Here is a 24,754-nt window from a genome sequence, read left to right as displayed (position 1 = left end):
CGTTCTTCGTTTTCGGGTAAGGGATTAAATCGTAATACTTTCACCAATGGCAACCAGGTGCAACTTTTTGCCGCCTCGGGAAAATATATCCTGGGCAGCCTGGTGATCGATTTTGATAAATCCGAAAGTATCGTAATGCACTCCAATAACCTGCTGGCACTGGATCATTTCAGCGCAGGCCAGGGCATCGGTAGCGTTCATGGTAAAATTGTCGCCAATTGGCAAGACCGCAAAATTAAGTTTTGCCCATCGCGGAATTAATTGCATATCAAGGGTTAAGGCTGTATCACCGGCATAATAAAAATTACCGGCATCAGAGTATACGATGAACCCCATTGGATTACCGCCATAAGAACCATCCGGCAGTCCGCTGGAGTGCTGGGCAACGGTACATTTCACCCTGAAATCGCCAAAATCCCAGGAACCTCCTGTGTTCATGGGGTGCGTATTGGCGACCCCATTTTTGTTCAGCCATTCGTGAATCTCATAGTTAGTGATCACTTTGGCACCGGTACGTTTGGCAATCGCTATACAATCAGCAATATGGTCGGAATGACCGTGAGAAACCAGTATAAAATCAGCCTTGATAGTATTTATATTGATATCCTTAGCCAATTCATTATAAGTGATAAATGGATCAAATAATAAATGTTTGCCGTTGATCACTACCGAAAAACAGGAATGACCATAATATGTATATTGCATAATCTGCACTTTTTTTTGACCAGGGACAGCAAAAATAACGTTTCGGCTTAAAATAACCGGAACAAACCACCGCGGTGCTTGTTATCAATGGCAGATTTTTGCAGCATACCATGAATTCGAACTACACCATTGTATCAGGAACCAACCGTACCGGAAGTAATACGCTGAAAATTGCCCAGCAATACAAAGACCTCCTGGCTCAGAAAGGTATTGAGGCCAATTTACTGAGCCTGGAAAATTTGGATGTCAGTACCCGTAACGCACAGATCCGCGACCTGGAAACAAGCCTCCTGAACCCGACCAACAAATTCATATTCATCTCACCTGAATATAATGGAAGTATTCCCGGTGTGTTGAAATCGCTGTTTGACAGCAGTGATATCCAGTCCTGCTGGTGGGGGAAAAAAGCCTTGCTGGTTGGAGTATCAACCGGAAGGGCCGGCAACCTAAGGGGTATGGAACACCTGACAGGAATTCTGCACTACCTAAAAATGATGGTGCACCACAATAAATTACCAATTTCAGTAGTGAATGTGTTGCTGAACCTGGATGGCAGTATCAAGGATGAGCCTACCCTGAAAGCCATCCACCAGCAACTCGATGAATTCATTGCTTTTTAAACTGATTATATGAGAAGTTCCGGCATGATATGGGTGATCCTGGTATTCCTGCTGCTCCTTGATTTTTACATATTCCAGGTTATACGCCATGTTACGCAGGGCTGGTCAGTACGATCCCGGCAGGCCTTGCTGATAGGATACTGGGTGGTATCCATCGGAGTGGCTGTTGTATTTGTTTTTATGCCACAACTCGGGGCGGATAACTGGCCGAAGGCGGTACGTTCTTATGTATTTGCAACCATTGTCGGACTCTTTTTCTCAAAGTTAATAGCGAGTGTATTTTTCCTGGTAGATGATGTCCGCAGAGGTGTACAATTCACAGCGAGTAAGGTTATACCCAAAGCAAGGGCTGCATCTGAAGAAAAAGAGGAGGGGATCAGTCGCTCTGCTTTTCTCAGCTGGCTGGGATTGGCTGCCGGATCTACGCTTTTTGGAACATTTATGTATGGCTTCACGAATAAATACAATTATTCGGTTAAGCGTCACCGTTTGTCATATGGTAACCTGCCATCCGCATTCAAAGGCTTACGGATTTTACAGATCAGCGATATCCATAGCGGAAGTTTTACGGATCCCATTGCAGTGCAGAAAGGAGTGGATCGCATTCAGCAATTGAATCCTGATATCATTTTATTCACTGGTGATTTGGTGAATGATCGTGCAGTAGAAATGGAGCCCTATAAAGAGATCTTTTCACAACTGAAGGCCCCGCTTGGGGTGTATTCCGTATTGGGAAACCATGATTATGGCGATTATTATCAATGGGAATCAAGAGCCGCTAAAGAGCAGAATCTTGCTGATCTTATCCAGCTGCATGCAGATATGGGCTGGCGGTTATTGATGAATGAACATGTAGTACTGGAGCGGGAAGGCGAAAAAATAGCCTTGCTGGGAATTGAAAACTGGGGAGCGAAGGCCAATTTTCCGAAATACGGAAATCTTTCCAACGCTTATAAAGGAGCAGAACAATATCCTTTTAAAATACTGATGAGTCACGATCCCAGCCATTGGGATGCGGAAGTGCTGGAAACCTATCCTGATATTGATTTGACTCTTAGCGGCCATACACACGGGATGCAATTCGGGGTGGAATTACCCGGTTTCAAATGGAGCCCGGTGCAATATGTTTACAAGCAATGGGCCGGACTCTATGAAACCGAGCGACAAAAACTCTATGTAAACCGGGGCTTCGGCTTCATTGGTTATCCGGGTAGGGTAGGTATTTTACCGGAGATCACGATTTTGGAGCTCGTTTGACCAAGTCAAATGTGAAAGGTTTAATCCTGTTTTGTTTGCATTTTATTTAACAGGCATGCATAGCCGTTGGCATATAATTGGCGCTAATTTTCCACAAAACCAACGTTATGAAATCCAAACTCAGTTTGCTCGTACTGGCCTTGCTGGCCGTATCCCTAACACAGGCGCAGGGACTCCATTTCGGAATTAAAGGTGGTGCTAATCTAACCAAGGTGGATGGAAAAGCCATGACGGATGAATTCAATTATGGCTATCAGCTTGGCGGATTTGCGGAAGTGGGATTAGGAAAAAAATGGTTCATTCAGCCGGAAGTAATGTGGACCGAATACAGAACACGTACTGCCGATGATTTTGAAGACATCATTAATTTTCCGGCAAATGGTTCCAACCGGCAGGAAGTGAAATTGAATTACCTGGCTATTCCAATTACGCTGAACTATCGGTTGCTGGATTGGTTCTCCCTGCACGCGGGACCTCAATTCGGCGTGTTGCTCAACCAGGATAAAAATCTGTTGCAGAACGGCCGTGATGCTTTTAATGCCGGAGTGGTATCCCTGGTAGGTGGAGCCCAGCTGAATTTTGGCGGCTTTCATATTACCGGCAGATACTTTACCAATATTAATGACATCAACTCCGGTGATGTAAATGAGGCCTGGAAGAATAAAGGATTCCAGGTGGGAGTCGGGATAAGAATCTTGTAAGCTGGTCGTGCAACGTTCATTTACGCTATGTTTGCAAAAATTTTCTTTACCGATGTCTTTACAAGCAATGATACAGGAAGCCTGGGGCAACCGGGACCTGCTCAAAGAAGCAGATTATGCAGATGCGGTTCGCGCTGTGATCGAAGAAGTGGATAAAGGCCGTCTTCGAGTGGCGAGTCCGGGTGAAAACGGATGGGTAGTAAATGAGTGGGTGAAACAGGCCATCCTTATGTACTTCGGCATTCAGCAGATGCAGACCTACGAACTTGGTCCCTTCGAGTTTTACGATAAGATGTTGCTGAAGAAAAACTATGCATCACTGGGAGTTCGTGCCGTACCGCATGCCATAGCCCGTTATGGTGCCTTTCTGGGACGCAATGTTGTGATGATGCCAAGTTATGTAAATATCGGAGCCTATGTAGATGAAGGCACGATGGTGGATACCTGGGCAACGGTAGGTAGTTGTGCGCAAATTGGAAAAGGTGTACACCTGAGTGGTGGTGTAGGAATTGGAGGAGTACTTGAGCCACTTCAGGCTGCGCCGGTAATTATTGAAGATGGGTGTTTTATAGGGTCCCGTTGTATTGTAGTGGAAGGTGTAATTGTAGAGAAAGAAGCTGTACTGGGCGCCAATGTAGTATTGACACAGAGTACCAAGATCATCGATGTAAGTGGTCCGGAGCCTGTCGAATACAAAGGAAGGGTACCTGCCCGCAGTGTTGTGATTCCGGGTTCTTATACCAAGAAATTTGCAGCAGGAGAATACCAGGTGAGCTGTGCATTGATTATCGGACAGCGCAAACCTAGTACCGATTTAAAAACCAGCCTGAACGATGCGCTGCGTGATTTCAACGTGAGCGTGTAAGTGGGAACGGGAACACATAAGCAACTGCACTGGTGGGGGTTTGTTTTAACCTTTGCCGGTGCAGTTTTGTTTTCGACCAAGGCAGTAATGGTGAAGCTGGCGTATCGCGAAGTACAGATTGATGCGATCAGCTTGCTGATGTTGCGTATGTTGTTTTCGGTGCCCTTTTTTGTTGCGGTGGCCTGGTGGAACAGCCGGCAGGAGGGAGGAACGGCCGTATCGCGTCGCGATTGGCTTTGGGTGATTGTATGCGGATTGCTGGGTTATTATGCCAGCAGTTGGTTTGATTTTATCGGGCTGCAATTTATTTCAGCTGCGTTGGAGCGCCTGATCTTGTTTTTATATCCCAGTTTTACGGCATTTATCAATTATTTTTTATTTCGTCAGAAGCTAAGCAAGCGGCAGGGCTGGGCATTACTAATTACCTACATTGGAATTGGCATTGCTTATTATGGTGAATTGCAGATTGACTATGGAAAGGATGGTTTCTTTTTGGGCTCCCTGATGATTTTTATATGTGCAATTACCTATGCCGGTTATCTGGCTGGAAGTGGACGTATGATACCCAAAGTAGGTGCAACGCGATTTAATGCCTATGCCATGTTAGCTGCATCAGGTGGCATCTTTGTACATTACCTGCTTGAAAAGGGAATTGGTGGATTTGACTGGACGGGAGAAAAGGTTCAATTCGGATTATTGTTGGCGATTTTTGCCACGGTTTTACCTTCTTTTTTTCTGACTGCCGGTATGAAACGGATTGGCAGTAACAATGCTGCGATCATTTCCTCCATTGGCCCGGTTTCCACCATTGCCCAGGCATATTTTTTTCTTGGCGAACCGGTGCATGCGCCCCAGATACTGGGAACTGTCCTGGTTGTGCTGGGTGTAACGATGATTGGCTGGAAGTCCAACTAGCTTCACCCGTCCGGTGCCACCGGACGGGTGGCACCGGACGGGTGAAAAAAAGTTTTGAAACCGGAACTGATTTTTTGGAAGGAATCCCTGATTTCCTATATTTGCACCCCGTTAATCATCAAACGGATGCCCAGGTGGCGAAATTGGTAGACGCACCGTCTTCAGGTGGCGGCGCCGCGAGGTGTGCTGGTTCGAATCCAGTCCTGGGCACGGAATAAAAAGGGAAACCCCTGATAGCACTGGCTTTCAGGGGTTTTTTTTCATTACCTGCACTCATATTCCATAATTGCATCCGAACTGGCATTAAAACTTTCCAGTATGCGTGTGCGTTTTTTGATATAACCTTTTTCATCCAACTCGTAGGTATAACGGGTATCGAAACCATTGCCTTTTTCAAAACGGATGGATTTGGGCAGACTTTTGCTGTGCTTGCCCAGCCAGGGATAATAAACGGCGTTTCCAACAAAATAATAATTGTGCAGATAGGTCCAGAATTTCACTTCGTTGGGATAATATTCCAGTCGGGTGATGGCAACACTTGTATCTAACCGCATTTCAAATTCGGTTAAATTCCCATTGGTGTAGGAGAGTGAATAATCCGCAATTCCCGATTTGGAAGAATCTCTCATTGTTGCGAGATACTTATCTGGTGTATAAGTGAAATATCTTTTGGTATTGAGGGTTCCATCCAGATAAATTTCGCAGGAAGCTGCCAATGCTTCATTGTTGATGTAGTATACCACGTACCATTCGTTTGTGCCGGGAGTATAGGAAACAGTTATTTTATCCGGTTGGTAAGAAATGCTATCATCTCTTCCCATAGGACGGTCAACAAAAATCAATCGGTTCAATTGATCATAGTGATAGGTAAGTTCATAAACGGAACTGTCTGAAATTACATTTTCTTGTGTATGGTAGCAGGTTTCTTCTTTATTTATTGATGTTTGTTTCTGGCAACCCTGGAGGATGAATAGAATTGATAGAATAACAGGGCAACATATCTTTTTACGCATTGGATAAGATTTCATTCAAATAAACGCAATTAACGTGGGTATGTTGTTTCACAACTTCACACCAAACATATAACCAACAGCAGCTGATAATACCATTGCAATAGTTCCCCAAATAACAATTCGAATAATCGCTTTGCTGATGCTTGATCCTCCTGTTTTGGCGGAAACAGCTCCGAGGATAATCAATGAGAGCATCGTAAATCCATAAAGGAAATACTCCATGTTAGTGACCGGTGCAAAGACTGTTACTAATAGCGGCAGGATACCTCCGGCCGTAAATGCTGCGCCAGATGCCAATGCTGCCTGGATGGGCTTCGCCTGGCTAATTTCATTGATGCCTAACTCATCCCGGATATGTGCCCCCAGCGCATCCGCTTCAGTCAACTCTTTCGCTACTTGCAAGGCGGTTTCTTTTTTTAACCCGCGCTTTTCATAAATCTGGGCCAGTATTGATAATTCGGTTTCGGGCATTTGCTCCAACTCCAGTTTTTCCCTTTCAATATCTGATTTTTCAATATCGGTTTGTGAACTTACTGAAACATATTCCCCTGCTGCCATCGATAGTGCGCCAGCTACAAGTCCGGCAATGGTTGCCAGCAAAATTGGATCCCGTTCAGTACTGGCGGTTGCAACACCAATAGCCAGACTTGAAATAGAAATAATTCCATCGTTTGCACCTAGTACCGCAGCTCTGAGCCAGTTACTGCGATGAATAAAGTGGCTATCCAGGTAGTTGTCTATGGTAATCATTTTCTTTGAGAATTTGAATCCTTAATGTACTGAATTTATGGATGTCTGCGCTACTTGTCGAATCTATTTGCAACTCGTCGGATTTTAAATGGAGAGAAGTTTTGCCAGTTGCAATTTGCTTACATGAAACACCTTATCCCCCTGGTACTTCTGGGTGTAATTACCCTATATGCCTGTACCACAGAAAAAGAAAACGAAGGTCCTGATTCCGATCCTGCTGATAGGATTCTTGAGGAACTCGCCTTCAGCGCATTGCCGCAAACAACAGCCAATTTTAATCTTTCTGAAAATGCAGATCATATAAATGTGATGGGCAACCAGCGCAAACCTTTGCCTGCATTCAAATCGCTTTCAGTTAAACCAGGTAAAGCACTCGGATATGTAAAGGATAGTTATGGCAGACCAGTTGTCGGAGCGCATATTGGTATTCGCTCTTCGGTTGTAGGTGGTGTTTATTCAAGTGGTACTGGTGTTACCAATGAGAAAGGGTATTATGAATTCACCATACCCTTCGGTACTGCAGAATTTTTCTCTGCTGCGTATACCATTGATTACGGCACAGGCAGAGCAGCCATGGGTCTATTCCCTGCTGATTCAACGCTGAATTCCTTTGCTTCTGAAGCAGGAGTTGTAAAAAACTTCGTGCTACTTCCCTATGGCAGAGGTAAATCAGATGCCGTGAGTGAAAAGCCCTGGTTTGGACGGAATTATTTTGGTGGAAGCGTATTCATCAGTTATGATACCAAAGAACCTGGTGATATCTGGGCCCCTGCCGGTGCACTGCTGGAAGGATCTGAATTTGAACTCCGGCTTGAACCCGAAGAATGGCTGTTTCATGCTGCAGAACGAAAAACAATTGTAATCAGAAAGAAAACAGGGAATCTCAATTTTACGATCGTTAATATTCCTGTTGGACGCTATAAAATTTCTGCACGTCTTGTTGGTGGTGTAGACCTTCGGCTCAAAGAGATTGGGCCCTATGCCAGCTCCAGTTTTGGTTTGTCGCCCAAGCAGGCAGTGGGGTCCACTACCATTTGGTTTAATCCGGATGGTGCTCAGGCAAGCAGCACTGCCGCCTATACCGGCAACTGGAGATCCATTGATGTAAAAATTGAAATGCCCTGATATGAAAACAACATCCCGGCTCTTTTTCCTGCTGATCAATTCAGCCCTTTTACTCCTATTTACATATGCATCCTGTAATCGGGAAAATGAAGGTCCCGGTGCCATCCAGCCCAATCCCGAAGTAAGACCCCGTGGAACTGCTGTTGGCAATCCGGTCAGCGCTACCATCCCTGCTTCCGGTGGTGAATTAAAATCTGGTGATGGTAAACTCCTGGTGAAATTTCCAGCAGGCGCTATTGTGAACGGTACCGTCATTAGTATCCAACCCATTGAAAATACCCTGCCCGGTGGCCGGTTGTCCGCTTACCGATTGTTGCCTGAAGGGCTATCGTTACTTAAACCCGTTGAACTGATCTATACCTATTCCGAAGAGGATATTGCCGGAACTTCAGAAGATGCGCTTTTCCTTGCCTATCAGAAAAATGATGGGGTATGGTCATTTATGACTGAAACCAGCCTGGATGCTACCAATCGGAAACTAACGGTTACGACAAACCGATTTTCGGACTGGGCACCCTTTTCATTGTTTTGGTTAACTGCTGATCCGGATGCAGTAAAAGCAGGCGCAGAATCAAAACTAAGCATTGAAATAACAGATACTTACCTGTTGGCACCCGAACACAAAGAACGGGCTATTGGTAAGAGTAGAACATTCAATGATAAAAATAAATTATCCAACTGGAAGTTGACCGGACAAGGAAGCCTTGCCGTAAGAGAGGATCAATCAGGTGCTACATTCAAATCACCAACACAGGTTGATGGTGCCGCCAATGTGACCATTTCAGTCGATTTGAACAGGGTTATACCGGAAGATACACTTCCAAGAATCCGGCTTTCTCAACAATTACACATATACAAGAGAGTGCGATTTTACCAGGAGACTTATTTTATTGCCAAAGCCGGCAATGATGAAATTAATTTTCCTGCTCATTATTATTTCTATCAGGATGGTATTTTGAGCGTGGTGGGCGCCCACAAAACCACTAGCGGTACCCCAAGTATATCTCTTATGATGGGTGTGGGGCAAGAACTCAAAAGCAGAGTGTATCCCTGGAACCAGGATATTACTGACGGTACTGCTGTAATGGGATATGTACTTACTTTAACTGATGGATATATCTCTACACATGCTTGCGACGATGTGGTATCACCAGGTGCTGTGGCAGCTGAAGTAATTGAAGAAGATGGTGTAACTTATATCCAGGGTGAATTTGATGGAAAAGTATTCAGGAACCGCGATTGTGACGATGATTTTTCCTTGCCGATCCGGGGAGTTTTCAGGGTGAAAGCTAGATAATTTCAGGAATTGCGGACGCCATTAATGGGTGGATTGTACCGTTCATCTCACATTACAATGAAGCTCCGCAGGCTTTGTCTACATTAGATCTGTAACAAAATGTATGCAAAGTAGATTCAGCAAAAAGTTGTTCTGGCAAATATCATTGGGTGAACTACTTGTCTGGAGCGGATTCTGTTCGCTATTCCTGTTGTTTTATTTCATCATTCTAACCTACAATGCTTCCGGAAAAACAGCCGATACAGCTCATTTTATTACTGCTGTTGGTATAGAGTTAATAGTGAGTTATCTCATGAGAATTGGGATCATTGCTTTTTTGTGGTGGTTTTATTTCCGAAAGCTAAAAGATCGCTCTGTTTCAGCTACGATCTGGTTACATCTTTTAACAGTTAGCATCTATCTGGTATTGGGCGGGATACTTCCCTACAAGCTGCTGGAAGCTGGAGGGATGGAGATGAAAAAAGGTCGTTCCATGCTCTGGATGGATATCGCACTTCCTTATATTTTTTATGTAATCCAGTTCTCGGGGTTCTATGCCTATTTTTTCTGGCGTCGTTCGCAACAACAATTAAAAAAGGAAAAGGAGCTGATATCACTTGCCTACCAGGCTGAGGTTGGTGCATTAAAGGCCCAGATTCAGCCTCATTTCCTATTTAATACGCTCAACAGCATTAGTGCAACCGTTCTTCCAGAGCAGGAGGCGACCCGTATCTTAATTGCCAAGCTGGCGGATACTTTTCGATATGCTTTACGATCCACTACAGAAGATCTTGTACCCTTGGCGGTGGAATTGGAATTTATTGAAAACTACCTGGCTTTGGAAAAGGAGCGATTCACGCACCGCCTTCGTGTGGAGATACTGGCAGATGAAACCATTACGGATGCAGCGATTCCTCCTATGCTGTTGCAGCCGTTGGTAGAAAATGCCATTAAACATGGAATTGGTCCCTCAAAAACGGGAGGCAAGATCAAAATAACCTGCAGGGAAGACAACGGTTATGTAGCAATTCATGTCTGTGATTCAGGGTTAGGATACGATGGTGATCTCAGCACGATGACTAAATCAGGAGGAATCGGATTGCGCAATACCATGTTGCGTCTGGAGAAATTGTATAACGAGAAAATTCAAATCAGCAGGCATATTCCATCCGGCTTGATTTTTTCTTTTAAAATTCCCATTCAATATTATGCATCCAGGAACAGTATTGATTATTGATGATGAAGATGCAGCAAGGGTCCTTATCCGCCAATACCTGAAAGCCTATCCGGAACTGGAGGTTATTGGTGAGTGCCGGGACGGGCTGGAGGCAGTGGCTGCCATCAACCGGATGGAGCCGGATCTGGTATTCCTGGATATTCAGATGCCCTGTTTGAGTGGTTTCCAGGTGATTCGACAACTGGTTCACATTCCCCAGATTGTGTTTACTACAGCATACGACCAATATGCATTGAAGGCATTTGATACCAATGCGGTTGATTATTTACTAAAGCCCTATACCCGCGAGCGTTTCAGGCGGGCGGTGGATAAAGCGATGCTTCAAAATGGTTACAGCCGGGCCCGCATTACTGCTTTAGCTGAATGTGCCGGGGAGGCTGCGCCTGCATTTTATGAACGCATATTCCTGGAAGCGGGACAGAAAATGATTAGTCTCGCAATCGATGAAATAATGTACCTGGAAGCGGAAAAGGATTATACCAGGGTCTATACAGGCGAAGGATTCTATCTGAGCAATTTTGGAATAGGCGTGCTTCAACAAAGATTGAATCCGTCGATTTTTTTCAGGATCCATCGATCTTTTATTGTGAACATTCATCACATCCGGGAACTCTATCGGGCAAAGAGTGAAACCTACCTGGTTATGAAGAATGATTTATCCCTGAAGGTGAGTCGGGGATATGCAGAAAATATAAGGAAGCTGATGTACTAGATTTTTCAGTTCTGTTTTATTACATGCTGCATAAAAAGTACGGATCGATCCAGTACCTGTTGGCCCGGAGTTATATCAAGGTTGAATTGATATTCATGCGGCAGGGCTGGTTGAAAATTGGCGGGATAAAACACCGTATCAACGAGTACCTGAAAGGATGCCAGTTTTCTGGCCAGGCTGATTGATTGAGGTAACAAGGGGTCATTATTGCCAGCAGAAATGAAACTGGGAGGGAAGGCACCGGTAATGTAATTGAAGACAGAAGCGGTATGCAGGGAAGTATGATTTTCAAAATCTTTTCTGCCTCCATAGGCCCATAGCACAGTTCGAAGAAACTGACCAAAACTTCCGGAAAGATTCAGGTTACTGATATCGTAAATGCCGCAATACAAAAGCATGCCTGCTAACGCAGTTCGATCAATGGAAGGTTGTATGGCCAGGGAATCTGCATAGCCTTGATCGGATATCAGGTTGGCTAATTGGGCGGCAATCATGGAGCCTCCCGAGTCTCCGGCAAGAAAGATTTTAGTGTTGTTTATTGAATAGTCAGCGGCCCTGCTGCTCAGGTAGGCAAGTGCTGCATTCGCCTGCCGGATGGGAATTGGATACCTGGCTTCCGGAGCGATGGTATAATCTACCGATGCTACAGCAAAGCCTTTTGCTGCCAATATTTTACAATAATTTCCAACCTGTTCCTTATTACCTGAAATTAATCCTCCTCCATGAAACCAGACAACTAAGGGAAGCAGCGATGAATCCACTTTGGTGTTAGCCGGAAAATACAGATCCAACTTAACCGATTGGCTGGAAGAATCGTACGGAATATTTTTTACTTCCTTGATGCCAGGTGGTACATGCTTTTCCAATTCAGCATTCACTTTAACGGCCTCTTTATTAAAGGCATATCGAATCAAAAGGGTAGATGGCCAGGGACTTAATTTAAATGAGAGAAAACCTGCTACTAGTAAAATCAAGAGAATGGTGGCAATTTTGATAATGCGCTTTTTACTGTTATGAGTTTTATTACCTGAATATAAGTTCATGATTACTTTAAGTAAATGAATGAAGCTTTTTTTTAAATTAATGATTATAATTGATTTAAAGAAGAATCTATGGTTGAGATAGAGATATATACTCGTCTTGGTTACAAATTAGCTGCTACTTTATACAATTCAACTAGTAGTAATCACTTGCTCATCATCGCTTCTGCTACCGGAGTAAAGCAGCAGTTTTATAGAAAATTTGCTGAATACATTTCAGCTAATGGTATTACTGTAATTACGTTTGATTATACCGGTATTGGACAATCTTTGAAACAACCAATCCAAACTGTAAATACCTCTGCAGCAGACTGGGGAAGAAATGATCTGGAGGCTGTTCTGCAATTTGCAAGAGAAAATTTTCAGGATGCTAAGCTTAGTGTGCTGGGGCATAGTATTGGCGGGCAACTTATCGGACTTGCAAAATCTTCCACTTCCATTCATAAAATGATATTAGTGGCCGCACAAAGTGGTTATTGGAAATGGTGGAAGGGAACAAATAGAATAAAAATGTGGTTGAACTGGCATTTGCTTTTTCCTGTTCTTACTAATTTGTTTGGTTATATGCCAAGCAAAAAGATTAGCGGGATGGAAAATTTGCCTAAAAATGTAGCCAGACAATGGAGTAATTGGGGTAGAAAAAAGAATTATCTCTTTGATGATATTCCTGCCGAACAACAACATTTTCATAAAATCTCAGTGAGCATGTTATCTATCAGTATTGAAAATGATTTTTATGCTCCATCAGATTCTGTAGATTGGTTGATTGAAAAATACAGCAATGCAGTTGTGCGTAAGGTTCATTTAGATCCAAAAGATTTGCAGGTTTCCTCAATCGGACATTTTGGTATTTTCCGTGAGCAATTTGCAGCTTCAATTTGGAAAAATTTACTCAATGAGTTGCAGGAAACCAATTAAAGAACGGATTTTCGGTTTATAAGCTTAGTATATTTATCTAATGAATCCTTTGCGGCAATATTTAGAAATGGTTGGTCATTTGAGAGAAGATGATATTCAGTCTTTGCTTGCGTTTGTGCACTCCCGAAAATTGAAAAAGGGAGAATTATTTATAAGTGAGGGACAGGTTAGTACGGAGGTTGGGTTTTTAGTATCGGGACTTATACGCTCCTATTATACAACTAACTCAGGGGAAGAAATTACTTATTGCTTCAGGTTTCCGAATGACCTGATTGCTGCCTATTCGTCTTTTATTACCGGAAACAAAACAGAAGAAAATTTGCAGGCAATTGCTGATGTTGAACTATTGGTGTTTTCCAAACAGGAATTAGAGAAGCTGGCCAACGATAGTTTGAGCTGGGTTAAGTTTCTAAAAGAAATAGCAGAGCTTCAATATATTGAATTGGAAAAACGCATTTTTCAGTTGCAAAAAACTACTGCCTTACAACGGTATGAGGATCTGTTACTACACCATCCGGAATATGTTCAAAAGATTCCATTACAATACCTCGCTTCCTATCTTGGCATTACACAACGCCATTTAAGCAGGATTCGAAAAGAGTTGGTTTTATAGACATTTGTCCTTTTTTATAATTCGGAGAGCGTCTAGTTTTGGGAAAAAGATGAAACGAATCCTGGTTATAAATGGGCATCCAAATAAAGAATCTTTCAATCATGCCCTGGCAGATGGATATGTTGCAGGGGCTACTCAAGCTGGAGCAGAAATCAAAAGAATTAATATTGGAGAATTAAACTTCAATCCGAATCTGGCTTATGGCTACCAAAAGCGAATGGAATTGGAGCCGGATTTGCTGGAAGCTTGGAAGCTGATCCAATGGGCAGAACACCTGGTGTGGGTGCATCCTGTTTGGTGGGGAGGGTTACCTGCCATTACCAAAGGCTTTATTGATCGTCTTTTTTTACCGGGACTGGCTTTTCGGTATCGCCCCAATTCTGTTTGGTGGGATAAGTTGTTGAAAGGAAAATCTGCCCACATCATTACTACACTTGATCAACCAGGCTGGTATTATTGGCTGGTATTCGGAAGACCCAGTGTAAACCAGCTGAAAAATTCTATTCTGAAATTTTGTGGAATTCAACCTGTACAACTTACCTATATTGGAATCATTAAAACATCGTCCCCGGAGTTGAGAAAAAAATGGATTGCTAAAGCGATTGGTTTGGGGCGCGCATTAAGATAATTATTAAAGGAATGTAGTAAATTCCAGTATGAAAATTTTATTCCTGGTGTTGATACTGCTTCATGCCGGAATTCATTTCCTGGGTTTACGCAAGTCGCCTCAACTTGGTTGGCTCTGGGTGCTAACCGGGATCTTACTGCTGATTTTTGCTTATCTCTATTTTCGTGAAACCAACTATGCCTGGTTGCCGGGTGCTATAGCATTATTGATTTCTCAATGGCTTATCTTATCAAACTGGAAAGAGGCCCGCTATGGTACCATCCTAAACCTGGTGATACTTATTTTAGTTTTGGTGGAATTCGGAGCTTTTCGGATGCTGAAACATTTCGACACACTGATAGTATCAAGGCTACAAAACAATTCAACAAGTAGTACCCAGCTTATTACAGAGGCAGACTTGCATCATTTGCCGATAATTGTAAAAAAATACCTGAGCTATACGAATTCAATTGGGATGCCAAAAGTGTTCAATTTCAGGGCCGTTTTCAAAGGAGGCATGCGTTCTAATCCGGGTGATCCTTATATGCCAATGAAAACCATTCAATACAATTTCGTAGATGAACCATCGCGCTTTTTTCGGTTTACGGCAACCAAAGCCGGAATGCCGGTGTCTGGTATTCATAGTTATGATTCTACCGGCGCAATTTTCAATGTAAAGTTATTGAATTGGTTTCCCATCATTAATGCAAAAGGTGATCAACTCAAACAGGCAGAAACGGTTACGGTTTTAAACGATTTTTGTTTTATTGCCCCGGGTGCCCTCATTGATAAACGCATTCAATGGGAGTATGTTAATGATACGGTGGTTATTGCACGTTTTACCAATCCTCCCTTTACTGTTAGCGCACATTTATATTTTACGTCAGAGGGGCAGTTGGTTAATTTTATTTCTAACGACAGATTTGAAACAGATGGAAAAACCTACAAGAATTATCCATGGATAACACCAGTTTCGGATTATAAGGACCTGAATGGCTATAGATTGGGGACAAAGGCCGGATTGTGGTATGATCGTCCGGATGGCAGGTTTGAATATGGCGAGCTGGAGTTGGTGGAAGTGGAATACAATGTTACCCGTTCTCTTGATTAATATCAATTCTATTTCTTGATTATAAGCATTGGATGCAGCTTGAGTTCAGAGGTAATTTTGTATCAAAGTTTCCTATGAACCGAAAATTATTCATTCAATCAGTAACATCTGGCATCATGACTATAACAGGATTTTCTGCTTTCCGAAACTTCACTTCCTCACTTCCGGATCAGAATTTTCAAATGCCGGTCCTTTTTATTGGACATGGATCACCCATGAACGGTATCCTGGATACTGAATTCAGTCGCCGCTGGACCAAAATGGCAACAGAAATTCCTACGCCCAAAGCAGTATTGGTAGTTTCTGCTCACTGGTTTACCAGAGGGACCAAAATTACAGCTATGGACTTTCCAAGTACCATTCATGATTTTGGTGGGTTTCCGGATGAGTTATTTGCGGTTCAATACCCTGCACCTGGTTTCCCGCAACTTGCTAAGGAAACAGCGGAATTGATTACTTCTACCCAGGTAGAACTGGACCACGACTGGGGCTTGGATCATGGTACCTGGACAATTATCCGGCATATGTATCCAGATGCCAATATTCCGGTACTACAGTTAAGTATTGATTATACCAAAGGCGGACAGTTTCATTATGAGCTGGCCAGAGAGTTGGTTGCCTTGCGAAAAAAAGGCGTCCTGATTGTAGGTAGCGGAAATATGGTACATAATCTTCGAATGGTGGCCTGGAACCGCCTGGACGATCCCGGATTTGGGTACGACTGGGCAATTGCCGCCAATGAACAGTTTAAATCACTGATAAGTTCCGGTGATCATAAAGCGTTGATGAATTACAGCGCTCTTGGAAAAGAAGCACAACTTGCCATTCCTACACCGGAACATTATCTTCCACTGCTCTATTCACTGGCTTTACAAGGGCCTTCCGATACGATTGATTTTTTTAATGATCAACTGGTTGGCGGATCACTAACCATGACTTCAGTAAAAATTGCTTCCCTACCATCCTGATCAAACCATACCTCCCATTAATGGATCGGTTGTGCTGATTTCCCCGTTCTCGACATGTCCGGCAAAACGCTGTTCAAAGCTGTTGTTTCCTTTGATTCGCACAATAAGGTCGTACCAGTTTTGATTTTTATTTAGATCAATTACTACGCTGGCAGCTTTTCCGGCTGGAATGCTTTTTGTAACCGGCGCGGCTTTATAACTGGGATCTGTAATTTCGACTACCTGTGACCGTGAAGCTGAATTTTTGATCATCACAACCACATTGCCGCTTAGCTGTTTACTGCCCTTGCGCTCTTCATAGCTGAGCAATACTTCCAGCTCCGGATTCGAAGCGCCATTTTTGAATTCACGGTAAAAACCATTTGGTCCATGTACTCTTAGATGAACAGCACCAGATGTAGATTTCCATTCATCTTTTAATTGATCACCTGCTTTCACTACATAATTCCGGGGCGGCGCATCTGTTGTTGCATCATAAACTATAAAAGGCGCGCCACTTGTTTTATTACCAAATTGATCCTTCCTGTTTTCAAATGTTAGCACTAATTGTCCGTTCCCCAAGTTTCCATTTACATAAAGCTGATAGGGGATGGGGGTAGCTGGTCGGGTTCCTTTTTCCTGCACCGGTACATGCGGACTAGCCATTGGGTCAGCATTCAGTGCCGCCAGTTCTGCAGCAGATAGTTTATGAAAACCTTTCGGCATTTCTTTAAACTGAGCTTTATGAATAGTTTCCAGGTAGCTGATCCGGTCCACAGATTCCGGCGCTTTTAATGTTTCCCCATTATACGGACGGAATACCGAAGTAAGGTCGCCACATACGGTCCGGCGGAATGCAGTTACCTCTTCTGAATAGATTTTCTTTCCAGTTTTATGTGAAAGGAAGTGTTCCAGGAATTGAATAGGAGAAGTGAGATCACACACTTCAGAATTCACCCATCCGCCTCTTGACCAGGGCGAAGCTATTACCAATGGAACCCTGAAGCCAAGACCAATTGGCCCTTCCAGGTGTTTGGCTTTGGATGGATCTTTCATCCAGGCCTGTGATTTGTGAACATATTCTTCTTCACAGTTAATGCCCTCAGATGCCTTACCGCTATTGGGCTGATAGGGATTCGGTGGTACAAAAGGAGGAACGTGATCATAGTACCCGTCATTTTCATCATAGTTTAAAATGAAAATGGTTTTCTTCCAAACTTCCGGATTCTGGGTTAGAATATCCATTACTTCACTCAGGTACCAGGCACCATACCAGGGGGAACCTGGGTGATCAGAAAAGTTAGAGGGTGCTACTACCCAGGAAACGGTTGGAAGATTTCCCGTTTTCACATCTTCCCTGAACTGATACAGGATATCTCCCTTGGGTATTTTCATGGATCTGCTAGTGCCATTATCATCATAGGTTACAGTTTCCAGGCTCCTGTAATCAGGGTCCTTACGGTTATCACTAAACGCTTTTTCGTGCAGGTTTTTTTCCCGCTGACTCAGCCGGTCGTAATTTTCCTGTGTATATTCTTTGACAGCATTTTGTGCATACGCATAACCTTTTTCCAGTCCTTCCAATTGTCTTTTTAATCGAGGCAGGCCAGGATCAGTTGCCGGAGTTGCTGCGATCTTATCCTGCATTTCTTTTATTTTCCCAGGCAGTAGCTGAACCGCCTTCGGGAGAAATTGTCGGTGTCCATGGGCGAAACGAATCTGATACTGTTTGAACCACTCAATTGGATTGTCGGTAAAATTAGCGAGCCAGTCTTCTTCCTCTCCCTCAAAACCGGATTCAAGGCTCACTTCATTCTGATAGATTTTCCAGGATACACCGTTATCCTCCAGGTATTCCGGAAAGGTTTTCCAGGATGCTTCTTTGCCGTAATCCACATCTGAATTGTAAACATTGGCAATAACATTCGGATCATGTTTTTCGCGGATGGTTCCAGTCCAGAAATGCAGCCGGTTGGGAGTGGTGCCTGTCAGGGAAGAGCAGAAATGCTGATCGCAAACCGTAAATGCATCTGCCAATGCATAGTAGAACGGGATATCACGGCGGTCAAAATAGCCCATGGTCAGGGGCATCCCCTGGCATTCCTTTCTGCCTGGTTTTTTGGCTTCCAGCCAATTGTCGTGATGCCCTTCATTTCGGGCTTCTGTCATATCGTTCCATCCATGGGGAAGGGAGCCCAGCCAGGTGATTTTGCTGTCTTTCAGGTCGTGCCGGAAGGGCGTGTAGGTATCTCCGCTGGCATCTGTTTGAGCCCATACTTTATTTTTATTGCGCAGCGTGATCGCCCTGGGATCATTAAATCCTCTCACACCCTGAAGGGTTCCATAACAATGATCAAAAGAACGGTTTTCCTGCATCAGAAAAACGATGTGCTCTGCATCCAGGTAGGTTGATCCCGGAGCCGGATTAATGGCGAAGGCTTTCTGGATGGAAGCAGGAAGGCTGTTTGCAATGCCTGCAGTACCTGTAAGCAATGCAGCTTTACGGAGGAATTCACGACGATTATCCATATTGGTTGCGATGGGTTGATGATAAAAACTACTTAAATCTAGTAATAAATACTAAAAATATGTTTAGTAATACTAAATTAATAGAAGGCTAATAATTTATTAACCTCAGCTTTGAGTTCTTACCTTAGGATAATTTCTTGAAAGACTGTGGTATTATATATTTATATAGTGAGATATATCATTATTCTACTGGTTTGGATTCTTCATTTTCAACCCATCGTAGCCTCCGCTCAGGTTGTTTCAAAGGCAATCGAAAATCGCCTGATGGAAATACTTACAGCCGAAAAAATAAGCGGAGCTGTCATTTCTGTTCTTAATGCCGATTCGGTACAGGTATTGGGAATGGGAGTTAAAAATATGCACACAGGGGAGAAAATGACTGGACAGGAAAAAGTACATGTCGGTTCTATTACGAAAACTATACTAGCCCTGGGTGTTTTGCGGATGGCAACTGAAAATAAACTGAAGCTGGATGATCCGGTGCATCAGTATCTTCCTGGATTGCCTTTTGATAATCCCTGGGAAAAGGAGCAACCCATAACCATCCGCCATTTATTGGATCATACTTCCGGGTTAAGTGATTTAAGGCTCTGGCATTTTTTTAGTACCGGATCTAATCCTGATACGCCATTGGAATCTTTTTATCAAAGTAATCCTGCGGTGTTAAAAATTTATTCCAAACCAGGTAGTGTATTCTCCTATTCTAATATGGGTTATACATTACTTGGAATGGTTATCGAAGCGATTGCCAAAGAAAGATACGAGCGCTATTTAGACAGTGTGCTGCTGAAACCATTGGGCATGCAGCAGAGCAGTTTTCAATTTTATTCACAAACAGGTGTTGAAGCAGTTTCGGATCTGGCTATGGGACATTTTGATAATGGCGAAATGGCACCCGCGATGCCAATCTTTCTTCGTCCGGCTGGCCAATTTACCACGACCGGTGAAGACATGGTATGCATTATGAAATTACTGCTAAACAGAGGGGTTGTTAATGGCGAGCAATTTATACGAAAGGATCTGATAGACCAGATTGGCAAACAGACACAAACCATCGCGGCAGTAAATGGATTACCAAATGGGTATGCTTTGGGTGCAGTTTCAAGAGACCGGCACGGTGTAGTTGGCATCGCACATTCCGGAAACATTATTGGCTATAAGGCTATGTTGTATGTTTTTCCAAACCGGGGTAAAGGTTTTTTTATCGCATGTAATATGGATAGTGAGTCGGCAGACTATGAACGATTGAATAGAATGCTGATTGCAGGATTGAGCATGGATTCCGAGATCCTCCCAACCATGGCATCTATCCACCCCAGAAAAGCCAGTAAAAAATGGGTCGGTTATTATGCTCCACTCATCCCTAAAGTTGAACCCTTTCAGCTTTTGGAACGAATCAGTTCCTTTACCAATGTGTCAATGGATAACGGTACTCTTTCTCTTCAACCTTTCCAGAAAAAATCAGTACAACTTTTGACCAATGACAATCGCCTTTTTATTGCGGATGGTAAAGTTGGCTATTCACACTTGTTTTATGAAAATGAGGCAGGGGAAAAATTTCTGACCACCGGTACGCAGACATTAAAAAAACTAAATGGAATACAGCTCATTCTTCCAATGATCAGTATAAGTATGGGAGTGATTAGTTTAGTGCTTCTGCTTTTACTCGGAACCATACAGTTAATTAAAAGTCCGGCTACAGTTCAACAGCAAGCCTATTCGTATGCGTATTATGCTGCATGGCTGCTTGTTATTGGCGGAATACTGGCTGCAAGTAAAGGAATCATCTATGTGGGTGACAAGAATATGGTCACTATGCTTCTATATGCAGCCAGTGTAGCGTTGCCGGTTTCCTGTGCACTCTCCATCTTCCGGTATTGCAGGCAGCCTGGTAATCCGTTTAAAAAGGTTGATTTTTGGGTGCTTGTTTTTCTTTCACAGTGCTGCTTACTGCTGGGCATGAATGGTATGCTTCCTTTCGCTACCTGGAGTTGAAGAAATGGTTTTTTTAACAGGAATCAGGAAAGAAGCTCCGGGCATGGCCCCCCGGCAGGTTTTGATTTATCTTCTGGCAAGGGAATAAATTCATGGTTGTCGTTGGGTGGCAGGATGATCCGGCCCTGTTTCCAGTCTTCTTTTGCCTGTTCAATCCGCTCTTTGCGGGAGGATACAAAATTCCACCAGATAAACCGGTCGCCCAATGGTTCTCCCCCCAGCAACATCAGGGTGCAGTGTTCTTTTGCCAGCAGTACCGGATCCGATTTTTTGGTAAACACCAACAACTGCCCCTCGCGATACAACTGTCCGCCTGTTTCCAGTGTGCCACGAACTACATACACACCCCGTTCACTGTGTTCCTGCGGCAGGGCAAAACGGGTTCCGGCTTCCAGCACTACATGCAGGTAAAAGAGGGGCGATAAGGTTTTCACCTCATTGCGTAATCCATAGGCATTTCCCGCGATCAATCGCATCCAGATACCGGTATCTGTAAATACCGGGAGTTGCTCCGGTTTGAAATTTTCAAAAGCTGGGTCTGCTTCTTCCTCTTTTTCTGGTAATGCTACCCAGGTCTGGATTAGTTCTAACTGGCCTTGTTGTAAAACGGCTGGGTCCTCAAAGCGTTCCGAATGTGCAATACCCCGGCCGGCAGTCATCCAGTTGACTTCACCAGGAATGATCACCTGTTCAACACCCAGACTGTCGCGATGCGTCACTTTTCCCCCCAGCAAATAACTCACTGTAGACAATCCGATATGCGGATGTGGCAATACATCCATTTTAGATATGGGAGAGGGCGCGGAGGTAACCGGACCAGCATGATCCATGAAAATAAAGGGTCCTACCATTCTGCGTTGGCGAAAGGGCAGAATGCGTTTTACATTGATGTGTTCACTGATCGCAGCCTGCCTTGAATCGATTACAATATCCAGCATAATTTTACAATTAACCTCAAAATAAGAAGTATAGGTTTATTTTGTGTTACCAGGCATGGATAATATACCCGTTATTGGATTGGATGCATTCCCCGAAGAGCATTCTCTTAGCCGGGAACTTCAGTATCACGAAATTCTCGGGGAAAGAAGTATTGATAGTCCCCATAAACATGATTTCTATGTCTTGTTGTTATTTGAAACTGGAAAAGGGTATCATCGCATAGACGGGATGAAGTATAAAATCGGAAAAAACCAGTTGCATATTCTGTATCCCGGTCAGGTGCATGATTGGAAATTTGATAAAACTACCCGTGCCGTTCAGTTAATGATCAGCAAGGAAATGTTTTCAACCATTCAACAATCAATAGAGATTGGCTGGTATTTGTTCCAGGAGAAACCTGTTCTAACCATACCACAAAAGGAGTTTACAAGTTTACGGTATGAATTTCTTCAATTAGGGAATGAACTGTCGCAACCAACATTGAGCTGGAAAGTTATACAAGCAAGATCCATTATACTCCTTCAATTAATCTTCAGGCTCTTGGAAAACAGAGAGTGGAAGACCCTTTCGACAACAAATAGAGTGCTTGTTTCTGAATACCTGAAACTTATTGAACGGTACTATTTGCAGGAAAAATCAGTTGAATTCTATGCAAGGAAATTACATGTTACCGCCAATTATCTAAATATTGTCTGCAAGCGCAACTTAACTAAAAACGCCAAGGAGTTGCTGCAAAACAGAATAATAATGGAAGCAAAAAGGCGGTTGTTGATTAGTGAGCAGTCCATTAAGGAAATAGCCTATGCGCTGGGTTTTGATGACCCTGCTTATTTCTCCAATGTATTCAAGTTAAAAGCTGGGCTAAGCCCGGCAGCTTTCCGGAAAAAGTAATAAAAATTACAAGTTTTGTTCGAAAGCCTGCAATATTGAAAGGGCGATTCTATGGTAGTTTTGTATCAAATTCTGATATGGGCATGCAACAGGTTAGTAGAAAAACATTTATAAAAAATGCATCCGGACTGATCGCTGGTTTAGCCATTCCCGGTTCGGAGCAGTTGCCGGGTTTAAGTAGTAATGAACTGAGTGACGAAGTATCATCAAGTTTCGTGTTGAAGAATGTTCGTTTGGAAACTGGTTATATCCTTGAGCAAGGAGCTGTGACCGGAACCAGCACTGATTTATTCTCTGTAGAAATTGAACAGGGTAAAATTAAACGTATCACTAAAAACCAGGTTGGATCAAAATCGCTTGATGCAAAAGGTTTGTTGATGCTTCCTTCTTTTAAGGACATGCATATTCATCTGGATAAAACTTTTTATGGTGGTCCCTGGCAGCCAAGAGTGATTAAAAACCGGACGGTAAAGGATATGATTGCAATGGAAGAGAAGATACTTCCTGAAATGCTCAAGACCTCTACCTATAAGGCTGAAAAGATGATTGAATTGTTGCAATCAAAAGGTACGGCCTTTGCAAGAAGTCATGTCAACATTGAACCAACCTCACAATTGCAATCGCTTCGAAATCTGCAAACTGCATTGGAGAATAAGAAACTGGGATTTGGTGCAGAGCTGGTAGCATTTCCACAACACGGACTTTATTACCGTGATTCCACTTCGCTGATGAAAGAAGCGGCGCAGGCTGGAATCGATTTTATAGGTGGATTGGATCCTGCATCCATTGATGGAAATATTAATCGCACCATGGATTTTACTGTGCAACTGGCATTAGATTATAAGAAGGGAATCGATATTCATTTGCATGAGGGTGGTGCAGATGGCTTACAGGTGGTGAATTACCTGATTGATCGGGTGAATGAAAATCCTGTTTTAAAAAACCGGACCTGGTTAAGTCATGCTTTTGTGTTGGCATCGCTGGAAAGCAGCCAACAGGAAGCAATAGCCGAAAAGCTGGCGGCAGCGGGAATTGGCATCGCCTCCAGCATACCCATGGGGCGTTTGCAGATGCCTATTCCCACCTTATTAAAACACGGCGTTCAGGTAGTAACCGGAAATGATAGCATCGTTGATCACTGGAATAGTTTTGGCACCGGCAGTGTATTACAAAAAGCCAATCTGGCAGCGCAATTATATGGAATGGTAACCGAGCTGGAGCTTTCCCAATCGTTGGGACTGGCAACAGCAGGAATTACACCCCTCAACCGAAAAGGTGAGCAGCAATGGCCCAAAGCCGGATTGGAAGCAAGCTTTGTTTTAGTAGATGCGAGTTGCTCTGCAGAAGCGGTGGCAAGGGTAAGTACCGTAAATGCATTGTTTCATAAAGGGAATAAAGTATTCAATTAATACAGACACATGAAAGCGCTATTCATTTGTTTTATTTCTTTCTTTTTATCAACCACTCATTCAGCATTTGATCAAATGGATAAAATCAACAAGTCCTTATTACAGGCAGTACGTGACAGGAATATGGAGAAAGCATCCGAGCTGTTGAAATTGGGGGCCAATGTCAATTATCAAAATGAGCAATTGGACAGTCCCTTTTTATTGGCAGGCGCCCTGGGTTATACAGAATTGGTGAAACTATTTCTGGACAATGGGGCCCGCTTTGATGTATTTAACCGGTATAATGGAACTGCGTTGATACCTGCCTGTGAGCGTGGGCATATTGAAACGGTAAGGTTGTTGGCGAATACTAAGGGCTTTCCAATCAATCATGGTAACCGCCTTGGATGGACAGCACTGCTGGAAGCGGTACTGCTTGGAGATGGAAGTTCAAAATATGCCACCATAGTAGAAATCCTGGTAGCTGCAGGTTGCGATCGGTCCATACCCGATAAAAATGGTATTACTGCTTTGGAGCACGCCCGGAAGGCAGGCTATAAGGAAATCGTGCGAATCCTGGAAAGGTAGACTTGAAAGCAA

At 43.4% G+C, this 24,754-nt stretch carries 24 protein-coding genes and 1 tRNA gene; 19 read left to right on the top strand and 6 right to left on the bottom strand.

Going from position 1 to position 24,754, the window contains the following annotated elements:
* Nucleotides 1-24 precede the first annotated feature (24 nt).
* On the bottom strand, nucleotides 25-705 hold the full coding sequence (locus MD536_RS06720) for a metal-dependent hydrolase (protein ID WP_239596992.1): 681 nt from the start codon (nucleotides 703-705) through the stop codon (nucleotides 25-27).
* A gap of 110 nt (nucleotides 706-815) precedes the next feature.
* On the opposite strand from MD536_RS06720, the gene MD536_RS06715 reads away from it, so the two are divergent.
* The 6 genes from MD536_RS06715 (at nucleotide 816) to MD536_RS06690 (ending at nucleotide 5,273) form a co-directional block, all read left to right on the top strand.
* Nucleotides 816-1,325, top strand: a complete 510-nt coding sequence (locus MD536_RS06715) for an NADPH-dependent FMN reductase (protein WP_239596990.1) — start codon at nucleotides 816-818, stop codon at nucleotides 1,323-1,325.
* A gap of 9 nt (nucleotides 1,326-1,334) precedes the next feature.
* Nucleotides 1,335-2,582: a metallophosphoesterase gene (locus MD536_RS06710; RefSeq protein WP_239596989.1), complete on the top strand. Its 1,248-nt coding sequence runs from the start codon at nucleotides 1,335-1,337 to the stop codon at nucleotides 2,580-2,582.
* 107 nt (nucleotides 2,583-2,689) lie between these two features.
* Nucleotides 2,690-3,283 carry a porin family protein gene (locus MD536_RS06705; protein WP_239596981.1) on the top strand — a complete coding sequence of 198 codons (594 nt, stop codon included), beginning with the start codon at nucleotides 2,690-2,692 and terminating at the stop codon, nucleotides 3,281-3,283.
* Nucleotides 3,284-3,335: 52 nt separating this feature from the next.
* A complete protein-coding gene (locus MD536_RS06700) occupies nucleotides 3,336-4,148 on the top strand; it encodes a 2,3,4,5-tetrahydropyridine-2,6-dicarboxylate N-succinyltransferase (protein WP_239596980.1) in 813 nt (270 codons plus the stop codon).
* A complete protein-coding gene (locus MD536_RS06695; protein WP_317208108.1) occupies nucleotides 4,149-5,063 on the top strand; it encodes a DMT family transporter in 915 nt (304 codons plus the stop codon).
* 128 nt (nucleotides 5,064-5,191) lie between these two features.
* A tRNA-Leu gene (locus tag MD536_RS06690) sits at nucleotides 5,192-5,273 on the top strand.
* A 53-nt stretch (nucleotides 5,274-5,326) separates the two neighbouring features.
* Here the strand turns inward: MD536_RS06690 and MD536_RS06685 are convergent.
* Both MD536_RS06685 and MD536_RS06680 read right to left on the bottom strand, forming a co-directional pair.
* The gene (locus MD536_RS06685) at nucleotides 5,327-6,076 is read right to left on the bottom strand and encodes a DUF4595 domain-containing protein (protein WP_239596976.1); all 750 of its coding nucleotides are present in this window, start codon (nucleotides 6,074-6,076) and stop codon (nucleotides 5,327-5,329) included.
* A 48-nt stretch (nucleotides 6,077-6,124) separates the two neighbouring features.
* A complete protein-coding gene (locus MD536_RS06680) occupies nucleotides 6,125-6,826 on the bottom strand; it encodes a VIT1/CCC1 transporter family protein (protein ID WP_239596974.1) in 702 nt (233 codons plus the stop codon).
* Nucleotides 6,827-6,949: 123 nt separating this feature from the next.
* Between MD536_RS06680 and MD536_RS06675 the strand changes: the two genes are divergently transcribed.
* The 4 genes from MD536_RS06675 (at nucleotide 6,950) to MD536_RS06660 (ending at nucleotide 11,176) form a co-directional block, all read left to right on the top strand.
* Nucleotides 6,950-7,951, top strand: coding sequence for a carboxypeptidase-like regulatory domain-containing protein (locus MD536_RS06675; RefSeq protein ID WP_239596972.1), 1,002 nt, complete (start codon nucleotides 6,950-6,952; stop codon nucleotides 7,949-7,951).
* A 1-nt stretch (nucleotide 7,952) separates the two neighbouring features.
* Nucleotides 7,953-9,248 (top strand): hypothetical protein, encoded by a 1,296-nt coding sequence (locus MD536_RS06670; RefSeq protein ID WP_239596970.1) that lies wholly within the window; start codon nucleotides 7,953-7,955, stop codon nucleotides 9,246-9,248.
* A gap of 103 nt (nucleotides 9,249-9,351) precedes the next feature.
* Nucleotides 9,352-10,464: a sensor histidine kinase gene (locus MD536_RS06665; RefSeq protein WP_239596968.1), complete on the top strand. Its 1,113-nt coding sequence runs from the start codon at nucleotides 9,352-9,354 to the stop codon at nucleotides 10,462-10,464.
* Nucleotides 10,436-11,176: a LytR/AlgR family response regulator transcription factor gene (locus MD536_RS06660; protein WP_239596966.1), complete on the top strand. Its 741-nt coding sequence runs from the start codon at nucleotides 10,436-10,438 to the stop codon at nucleotides 11,174-11,176. Before MD536_RS06665 ends, MD536_RS06660 begins: the two co-directional genes overlap by 29 nt.
* A gap of 5 nt (nucleotides 11,177-11,181) precedes the next feature.
* Here MD536_RS06660 and MD536_RS06655 read toward each other — a convergent pair whose 3' ends face one another.
* Nucleotides 11,182-12,219 (bottom strand): alpha/beta hydrolase, encoded by a 1,038-nt coding sequence (locus tag MD536_RS06655; protein WP_239596964.1) that lies wholly within the window; start codon nucleotides 12,217-12,219, stop codon nucleotides 11,182-11,184.
* 69 nt (nucleotides 12,220-12,288) lie between these two features.
* Between MD536_RS06655 and MD536_RS06650 the strand changes: the two genes are divergently transcribed.
* The 5 genes from MD536_RS06650 to ygiD all read left to right on the top strand — a co-directional run bounded on the left by MD536_RS06650 (nucleotide 12,289) and on the right by ygiD (nucleotide 16,433).
* Nucleotides 12,289-13,134, top strand: coding sequence for an alpha/beta hydrolase family protein (locus MD536_RS06650; RefSeq protein ID WP_239596963.1), 846 nt, complete (start codon nucleotides 12,289-12,291; stop codon nucleotides 13,132-13,134).
* Between the two features lie 67 nt (nucleotides 13,135-13,201).
* Entirely contained in the window at nucleotides 13,202-13,747 is a 546-nt protein-coding gene (locus MD536_RS06645) for a Crp/Fnr family transcriptional regulator (RefSeq protein WP_239596959.1), read from the top strand.
* Nucleotides 13,748-13,796: 49 nt separating this feature from the next.
* Nucleotides 13,797-14,375 carry an NAD(P)H-dependent oxidoreductase gene (locus MD536_RS06640; RefSeq protein WP_239596957.1) on the top strand — a complete coding sequence of 193 codons (579 nt, stop codon included), beginning with the start codon at nucleotides 13,797-13,799 and terminating at the stop codon, nucleotides 14,373-14,375.
* A gap of 28 nt (nucleotides 14,376-14,403) precedes the next feature.
* Complete coding sequence (locus MD536_RS06635) at nucleotides 14,404-15,465, top strand: DUF6544 family protein (protein WP_239596955.1); 1,062 nt, start codon at nucleotides 14,404-14,406, stop codon at nucleotides 15,463-15,465.
* Between the two features lie 74 nt (nucleotides 15,466-15,539).
* Nucleotides 15,540-16,433, top strand: coding sequence for a 4,5-DOPA-extradiol-dioxygenase (ygiD, locus tag MD536_RS06630; protein WP_239596953.1), 894 nt, complete (start codon nucleotides 15,540-15,542; stop codon nucleotides 16,431-16,433).
* On the opposite strand, the gene MD536_RS06625 is transcribed toward ygiD, so the two are convergent.
* The gene (locus tag MD536_RS06625; RefSeq protein WP_239596951.1) at nucleotides 16,434-18,941 is read right to left on the bottom strand and encodes a phosphocholine-specific phospholipase C; all 2,508 of its coding nucleotides are present in this window, start codon (nucleotides 18,939-18,941) and stop codon (nucleotides 16,434-16,436) included.
* A gap of 168 nt (nucleotides 18,942-19,109) precedes the next feature.
* Here MD536_RS06625 and MD536_RS06620 point away from each other — a divergent pair, with 168 nt between their 5' ends.
* A complete protein-coding gene (locus tag MD536_RS06620; protein WP_239596949.1) occupies nucleotides 19,110-20,936 on the top strand; it encodes a serine hydrolase domain-containing protein in 1,827 nt (608 codons plus the stop codon).
* A gap of 23 nt (nucleotides 20,937-20,959) precedes the next feature.
* Here the strand turns inward: MD536_RS06620 and MD536_RS06615 are convergent, their stop codons facing one another.
* Entirely contained in the window at nucleotides 20,960-21,874 is a 915-nt protein-coding gene (locus tag MD536_RS06615; protein ID WP_239596948.1) for a pirin family protein, read from the bottom strand.
* Between the two features lie 55 nt (nucleotides 21,875-21,929).
* Here MD536_RS06615 and MD536_RS06610 point away from each other — a divergent pair, with 55 nt between their 5' ends.
* From MD536_RS06610 to MD536_RS06600, 3 genes are all read left to right on the top strand, one after another.
* Nucleotides 21,930-22,766, top strand: a complete 837-nt coding sequence (locus tag MD536_RS06610) for a helix-turn-helix domain-containing protein (RefSeq protein WP_239596947.1) — start codon at nucleotides 21,930-21,932, stop codon at nucleotides 22,764-22,766.
* 83 nt (nucleotides 22,767-22,849) lie between these two features.
* Entirely contained in the window at nucleotides 22,850-24,175 is a 1,326-nt protein-coding gene (locus tag MD536_RS06605) for an amidohydrolase (protein ID WP_239596944.1), read from the top strand.
* Nucleotides 24,176-24,184: 9 nt separating this feature from the next.
* A complete protein-coding gene (locus MD536_RS06600; protein ID WP_239596942.1) occupies nucleotides 24,185-24,742 on the top strand; it encodes an ankyrin repeat domain-containing protein in 558 nt (185 codons plus the stop codon).
* The last annotated feature ends 12 nt before the right edge of the window (nucleotides 24,743-24,754 follow it).

Origin of the sequence: Flavihumibacter cheonanensis, assembly GCF_022352215.1 — a bacterium.
GTDB classification, from domain to species: domain Bacteria; phylum Bacteroidota; class Bacteroidia; order Chitinophagales; family Chitinophagaceae; genus Flavihumibacter; species Flavihumibacter cheonanensis.
Note: the sequence above shows the minus strand (reverse complement) of the source record. Positions and strands in the feature narration are given on the sequence as shown.